Consider the following 6,437-nt stretch of genomic DNA (forward strand, 5'->3'; position numbering starts at 1 on the left):
GGTATCAGCTCAGGTTCTTCTTCATCGACTCCTCGACCGTGTACCCTTCAAGGACGATGTCGGAGATCGCTCTGGTCATCTTCTCGATGTTGTTGTGCTGGAACACGTTCCTTCCTATGGAGACCCCGTGGCCTCCTGCCTGTATGGAGTCGTAGACCATGTGAAGGATGTCCGAGTCGGACTTCATCTTCGGTCCTCCTGCGATGACGACTGGTGCGAGGGCACCCTTGACCACGTCGCGGAAGGAGTCTATGTCGCCGGTGTAGCTGCATTTGACGATGTCCGCACCGAGCTCGGTGGCGACACGCGCCGCATGGGCGACGGCCTGGGGGTCGTACGAGTTCTGGATCTTGGGTCCGCGGGCGTATGCCATGACCAGGAACGGCATCCCCCACTCGGCGCACTCCTTCGAGACGCGTCCGATGTCGGACAGCATCTCGCCCTCCGTCTCCGCACCGACGTTAAGGTGGACGGAGACCGCGTCCGCTCCGCTCTTTATGGCCTCCTCGACGGATGTTACGAGGACCTTGCTGTTGCTGCTGACCCCGATGTCCGTGGAGGCGGACAGGTGCATGATCAGTCCGATGTCATTCCCGCTGCTCCTGTGGCTGTAGCGGATGAGCCCCTTGTGCATCAGGACAGCGGTGGCACCACCGTTGGCGACATCATCGACCGTTTTCTTCATATCGATCAGGCCGGGGACAGGTCCGATCGAGATCCCGTGATCCATGGGAACTATGACGCAGTTCCCCGTGTTCCTGTCCATAATCCTCTCAAGCCTGACGCTTTTTCCGAACATCATGTTCTTCACCGTGCTACGTGCTAACATGCGACCCTATTTTATTCTTGGGTTCGCATGTGCGCATTATGCGCATACACGCGATTGTCCGAACGAATGTGGATGTTTTCTTTAAGTCATCGGAAATGGACATCTCGGCTGCTGATGCCCTGTCGTCGAAGAGTCGGGACGCAATGGCAAAGCTTATAATGGGGTCTTGATTACGAGGTCTTAACTGGGCAGTTAGATCAGTTGGTTAGATCGCCTGCTTTGCAAGCAGGAGGTCGCGAGTTCGAATCTCGCACTGTCCACTCATCTTTTGTCATTTTGTCATGTGACGGTCTTTGTCGTCGTGCAGACGTCGTTACATATGACCTACGTGCCCTGAATGTAAAAATGGGGGATGGGAAATGGTTTCGGACCTATGCCCGGAGATCGTCTGAGGAGGCTGCCGAAGCCAGCCGTCTTGAACAGTTCCTTCGTCATGCCCTTGGCATTGATGATGCATACGTCCGCGCCCTTGGCGCACATCTTCAGTTTGAGGACCGCCCTGAGTCCCGCGCTGGACACATAGGACACCTCCTCGAAGTCGAGGGTCACGGAGGTCATGCCCTCCGCGCACGGTTCCACGATCTGGGAGAATTCCGGGGCCCCTATGGAGTCCAGCTTCCCTTTCGCACTGACCACGAGGTCGGTGCCGTTGACATTAGTGGTGATTTCCATACCTTGTCGCTCCATTACTTATGCGATCTCGGCGATCGTTATGTTCCACAGCCCTTCACGGCGATATTCCAGTTTTTTGGCGAAGGATCTGGACAGCATTATGCCGCACCCTCCGATCTCGCGCTCGTCCAGCGGTGCGTCGACATCGGGGCTCTTGGCATCCTCCAAGGGGTTGAACTTGATCCCCTTGTCCATCAGGAACACCTTCAGGCCGTCGCGTGCGTCAACGGCCGCATATACGGGTCCGTTGCCCTCTCCGTACGCATATGATGCTATGTTCACCAGGAATTCGTCGCACACCAGTCTGAAGGTGTAGAGGGTGTCCTCATCCTTCGTCTTGGACTCGGCAAAGGCACACAGGGCCTCCAGGGCCTCCTGCGGGTGGTTGGCCTTCATCAGCACCTCCAGAACGTCGGGGGAGTCCGCATCGCCCAATTGGGCGAGGGTCTGACTTCCCGAAAGATCAGTGGCATCCCCTATGATGGTCATCGGATCAGTCCTATGTACTGCTGGAATTTAATCCCATTTCAGTCGAATCTGCCCACAACGGCCTTTATCCTGCGTACGCCTGCGGCCGAGCTCTCTTCCTTCTTGATCTTGAAGCCCTGGAGCTCCGATGTGTTCTTCACGTGCGGGCCCCCGCAGATCTCGCAGGACACGTCCCCTATCGTGTAGACTTTGACCTTCTCGCCGTACTTGTCGGTGAAGACCCCGATCGCCCCCCTGTCCTTGGCTTCCTGATAGGTCATCTCCTCGCATACGACCGGTATCCCGGCCTGTATGGCCTCGTTGACGTACCTCTCGATCTCGGCCAGTTCCTCAGGGGTGACCTTCCTGTCGAGGTTGAAGTCGAACCTGAGCCTCTCGGCAGTGATGTTGGAGCCTTTCTGCTGTATGTCGGGACTGACGAACTTCCTCAGGGCCGCATTGAGCAGATGGGTGGCCGTGTGCAGCTTGGTGGTCTCGACCGCATGGTCCGCGAGTCCGCCCTTGAACTGCTGGTCCGCACCGGCCCTGGAGTTCTCCTGATGGGCCTTGAAACGGTTGTTGAAGTCATCCTCATCGACCTTCTTGCCCTGCTCGGATGCGAGTTCGCGGGTGAGTTCCACGGGGAATCCGAACGTGTCGTACAGACGGAAGACCGCTGCCCCGTCCAGTACCTCCGTGTCCCCGGACTCCGCGATCATCTCGTTGAACCTCCTGAGCCCCTTGGTCAATGTCTTGTGGAACTTCTCCTCCTCGGCGGACAGGTTGGTGAGGATGAACTCCCTGTTCCTCTCCAGCTCCGGATACGCCTTGGAGTACTCGCTGATGACCACCTCGGAGATGGACTTCATGCACACGTCCTCGACCCCGAGCTTGGAGAGATATCTGCTGGCTCTCCTGATGAGCCTCCTCAGGATGTATCCCTGTCCGACCTTGGCCGGAACGACCCCGTCCCCGAGCATGAACGTGGCGGCCCTCAGATGGTCGGCGACGACCCTGAACGACCTGACATCCTCCGGGTCCTTGCCATATTCCTTACCGGAGAGGTCCTCGATCCTTCTGATGATCCCGGAGAACAGGGGCGTGTCATACACGGTCTCCACTCCGTTGAGGACACGGAGGATCCTCTCGAGGCCCATCCCCGTGTCCACATTCTTCTGTGCCAGAGGTATGAAAGTCCCGTCAGCCTGCTTGTTGTACTCCATGAAGACGTTGTTCCAGATCTCGGTGTACTTGCCGCAGTGGCAGGAGGGGCCGCAGTCCGGTCCGCACTTGGGACGACCGTCATCGTAGAATATCTCCGTGTCAGGTCCGCAGGGACCTGTCTGGCCCGCAGGCCCCCACCAGTTGTCCTCCCTCCCGTAGAAGAATATCTGGTCGTCCCTCATGCCATGGCTTCTCCAGAGTCCTGCCGTCTCATCGTCACGCGGGATCCCCTCCTCTCCCTTGAAGCACGTCACCGCGAGATGGTCCTGGTCGATGCCGAGTACCTTCGTCAGGAGGTCATAGCTCCATTCCACGGATTCCTGCTTGAAGTAGTCCCCGAGGGACCAGTTTCCGAGCATCTCGAAGAATGTCAGGTGGCTAGCATCTCCGACCTCGTCGATGTCTCCCGTCCTGACGCACTTCTGGAAGTCCGTGAGTCTCTTTCCGGCAGGATGCCTTTCACCCAGCAGATAGGGGACGAGCGGATGCATCCCCGCGGTCGTGAAGAGAACGGTTGGATCGTTCTCCGGCACAAGGGGTGCGGAGCTGATCTGAGCATGTCCGCGCTCCTTGAAGAAGTCGATGTAAGTCTCTCTCATTTTCTGAGCGTCCATGATAGTACACCCGATTGAGCTGCGTTATGTTGATTCCCTTAAAAACAGATTGGTTCCCGCCTTTAAAAATAGCCAGCGAAATGGGTACAAAAGTAGTATCTGTATTATTTTATACCCTAAGTTTTTTCATTCAGACCATGGCTGAATGGTTTCCAGGTCAGGAAGTCCCGCTTGTCAAGAGCGAGGCCCGTGACAGGATATCACGCGCACTGGCTTATGTGCTGGGCACAAAGGAATACGGCAGGGTGACGGTCGTAGATCTGGTCAACGCATCTGGTGTCAGCCGTTCGACTTTCTACAGATGCTTCCAGTCCATAGACGATGTGGTCATCTATCAGTATAGCAGGATGATCGAGGAGGTCCTGAACAGGGGGCTCCCCACGGTCGGCCCTCCCGAGCAGCGTGTCGAGGAGTTCTCATCCATAATAGCGAACGTCGCCTGGAAGTACCGCGAGGTCCTGAGTGTCTTCAACATGTGCGGTCTTACCCCCCGCATAATCGATGCGGGGAAGAAGATGGTCAAGGATGCCGGCATGAGTGACGAGAGGGCGTTCGGTGCGATGTACCAAGTCGCAGGGGTCGCAGGCTGGCTCGTCGTATGGTTGGATGATGGGGTTCATGGGACGGAGGAGGACCTCCGTAAAAGGCTCGTCACCCTGTTGACCTATGGTCACACATCACCCAATCTGCTGAAGAGAGGATATCAGTAAACATCGCGGGTGCGACGGACGGCATCGTTGATGTCGCCGTCCGTCTTCACGACCCTTATCCCCCTTTTAGCGAGTTCGGTCATCGGCATCTCTCCGATCTCCTTCACGATGACCGTACCGCAGCCGCGTATGGACTTCAGAATCCTGTTTATGTGTGCACGATGGTCGTCACCGCACACGGATGCAGTGAGGTCGACACTGGATTCGTTCAGGAATCTGCACGTGCCGCCATCGGTCGCGAATATCCTGAAGGACCCTGAATTGCCGAACCCCCCTATCTTGCCGTCCTTCCCTATGGCGACCGCCACTAGACTCTCCTCCAACTTCGTCTCGGATGGGATCACGGGGCCGCATCCGGAACCGCAGCCTCCGATATGGACGAATTCCGGGGACCTGTCCTCGCTTAGCAGTCCGATGGCATCCGCCCTGCACTGACGACAGTGGCGCATCATCTTGGCATCCAGTTCGCAGAGGTCCATCAGTTCCCTGCGCTCCTTGGGCGTCGGTGACTTCAGATTGGCGAATTTCGTCCCTTCCACCGGTATCAGTGGCAGGATGTTGACGATGTATGCCCCGAGTCCCTTCACCTTGCGTACGAGTTCCGGGATTTGGGCGTCGTTGACGCCGGGGATCATGACTATGTTCACCTTGACCGCCATCCCCAGCTCTGCGCACTTCTTGATCCCCGCCTCTTGACGGTGGATGAGGATCGAGGCCCCTTCCTCTCCCGAATGCCGCTGTCCCTCGAAGATCACGGAATCGTAGATCTGGGACCCGACCTCTGCATCCAGGGCATTCATGGTGACGGTGACGAATCTCACTCCGAGGGCCTGCAACCTTTCGGCGCAGTCGGGGAGGGTCAGACCGTTCGTGGATATGCAGAGTGTGAGCTCCGGGAACTCGGACGATGCCATCTCCAGGACCTCGAACGTCTCCTCGTTGGCCAGAGGGTCCCCCGGTCCGGCTATGCCGATCACGCTGAGGTTCGGTACCCTCTCCTTGACGTAGCGTATCTTCTCGATGGCCCCCAGCGGATCGAGGACCTCGCTGGTGACCCCTGGGCGGGATTCGTTGCAGCAGTCGAATTTCCTGTTGCAGAAGTTGCACTGGATGTTGCATCTGGGTGCCACCGGAAGATGCATTCTCGCGAACTGGTGGTGTGCTTTCTCGCTATAGCACGGGTGCGAGTCTAATGCATCTATAATCCTTGGGTCGAGAGACATGCAGGTTCCCAAATTTTCGGTCATGTCATATATACTATACATCGGGAGTGACAAATTTATTAACGTTGTTAATGCGCACATCCTGCAGCGTCTCGCGCACGTAATTTGCTATATAGTGAATAGGCAGTGTCCGCGGCATGGATTTCTTCGATTCCATAATGAAGGATCTCAACGCGAACATGGCTGCGGGGAAGCGTACTCTCTCGGACATGATGGACGGGGATTGCAGCTATCGGATGCGCGACGGTTCTGTGATCGAGGTGCCTATGGAACAGTTGCAAAGGATTTGGGATGCCTGTGATGACGGGGACCGGTTGCGGCTGAAGCTTCCGATATACGTCGGGACCGACGTTTCATGCGAGACTCCTGCATGGAAGGTGGAGGGCGTGGCGGAATCTGCCATCGTGGCGAAGCTTCTGGACAAGAAGATCCATCGCGAAGGGTATCTCAGATTGTACCATCCGGACCTAAAACAACTGAAAATGTTGATTCCAGACTGTTATATCATCGTGTTTACACCTTGTTAATAACAATCTATAAATACAAGCGGGATATGGAGGGGATTATACGATGCATGGCATCGGGTGGCCCGCTCATCTTTGAGCGAGGCTGAGACAACGAATCTGAATGGATTCGGTGGGGCTCGTCGGAAGTCTTATATACTTCCCTCGTCTACGCCGTTTCCACGCCTGCCGAG

General features: G+C 56.5%; 7 protein-coding genes and 1 tRNA gene. 3 read left to right on the forward strand and 5 right to left on the reverse strand.

Features of this window, described 5'->3' with window-relative positions:
• Positions 1-4 precede the first annotated feature (4 nt).
• Complete coding sequence (locus V5D86_RS09190) at positions 5-799, reverse strand: 2-amino-3,7-dideoxy-D-threo-hept-6-ulosonate synthase (protein WP_414596387.1); 795 nt, start codon at positions 797-799, stop codon at positions 5-7.
• A 216-nt stretch (positions 800-1,015) separates the two neighbouring features.
• Between V5D86_RS09190 and V5D86_RS09195 the strand changes: the two genes are divergently transcribed.
• A tRNA-Ala gene (locus V5D86_RS09195) sits at positions 1,016-1,089 on the forward strand.
• Between the two features lie 64 nt (positions 1,090-1,153).
• On the opposite strand, the gene V5D86_RS09200 is transcribed toward V5D86_RS09195, so the two are convergent.
• The 3 genes from V5D86_RS09200 to V5D86_RS09210 are packed head-to-tail and all read right to left on the reverse strand — an operon-like array spanning position 1,154 to position 3,807.
• Entirely contained in the window at positions 1,154-1,501 is a 348-nt protein-coding gene (locus V5D86_RS09200) for an STAS domain-containing protein (RefSeq protein WP_414596388.1), read from the reverse strand.
• An 18-nt stretch (positions 1,502-1,519) separates the two neighbouring features.
• Positions 1,520-1,990, reverse strand: a complete 471-nt coding sequence (locus V5D86_RS09205) for an ATP-binding protein (protein WP_414596389.1) — start codon at positions 1,988-1,990, stop codon at positions 1,520-1,522.
• A 38-nt stretch (positions 1,991-2,028) separates the two neighbouring features.
• Positions 2,029-3,807, reverse strand: a complete 1,779-nt coding sequence (locus tag V5D86_RS09210) for an alanine--tRNA ligase (RefSeq protein WP_414596390.1) — start codon at positions 3,805-3,807, stop codon at positions 2,029-2,031.
• Between the two features lie 137 nt (positions 3,808-3,944).
• Here V5D86_RS09210 and V5D86_RS09215 point away from each other — a divergent pair, with 137 nt between their 5' ends.
• A complete protein-coding gene (locus V5D86_RS09215) occupies positions 3,945-4,517 on the forward strand; it encodes a TetR/AcrR family transcriptional regulator (protein ID WP_414596391.1) in 573 nt (190 codons plus the stop codon).
• On the opposite strand, the gene nifB is transcribed toward V5D86_RS09215, so the two are convergent.
• Entirely contained in the window at positions 4,511-5,782 is a 1,272-nt protein-coding gene (gene nifB, locus V5D86_RS09220; RefSeq protein WP_414596392.1) for a nitrogenase cofactor biosynthesis protein NifB, read from the reverse strand. The genes V5D86_RS09215 and nifB overlap by 7 nt on opposite strands.
• 95 nt (positions 5,783-5,877) lie before the next feature.
• On the opposite strand from nifB, the gene V5D86_RS09225 reads away from it, so the two are divergent.
• Positions 5,878-6,267 carry a DUF61 family protein gene (locus V5D86_RS09225; RefSeq protein ID WP_414596393.1) on the forward strand — a complete coding sequence of 130 codons (390 nt, stop codon included), beginning with the start codon at positions 5,878-5,880 and terminating at the stop codon, positions 6,265-6,267.
• Positions 6,268-6,437 lie beyond the last annotated feature (170 nt).

It is taken from the genome of Candidatus Methanoprimaticola sp. MG2 (assembly GCF_047501175.1).
Taxonomy (GTDB): Archaea; Thermoplasmatota; Thermoplasmata; order Methanomassiliicoccales; family Methanomethylophilaceae; genus Methanoprimaticola.

Excerpts from the sequence above, each read along its gene's own strand:
- V5D86_RS09225 (WP_414596393.1), top strand. The coding sequence starts at position 5,878 with ATGGATTTCTTCGATTCCATAATGAAGGATCTCAACGCGAACATGGCT.
- V5D86_RS09210 (WP_414596390.1), bottom strand. The coding sequence starts at position 3,807 with ATGGACGCTCAGAAAATGAGAGAGACTTACATCGACTTCTTCAAGGAG.
- V5D86_RS09215 (WP_414596391.1), top strand. The coding sequence starts at position 3,945 with ATGGCTGAATGGTTTCCAGGTCAGGAAGTCCCGCTTGTCAAGAGCGAG.
- nifB (WP_414596392.1), bottom strand. The coding sequence starts at position 5,782 with ATGTATAGTATATATGACATGACCGAAAATTTGGGAACCTGCATGTCT.
- V5D86_RS09205 (WP_414596389.1), bottom strand. The coding sequence starts at position 1,990 with ATGACCATCATAGGGGATGCCACTGATCTTTCGGGAAGTCAGACCCTC.
- V5D86_RS09190 (WP_414596387.1), bottom strand. The coding sequence starts at position 799 with ATGTTCGGAAAAAGCGTCAGGCTTGAGAGGATTATGGACAGGAACACG.
- V5D86_RS09200 (WP_414596388.1), bottom strand. The coding sequence starts at position 1,501 with ATGGAAATCACCACTAATGTCAACGGCACCGACCTCGTGGTCAGTGCG.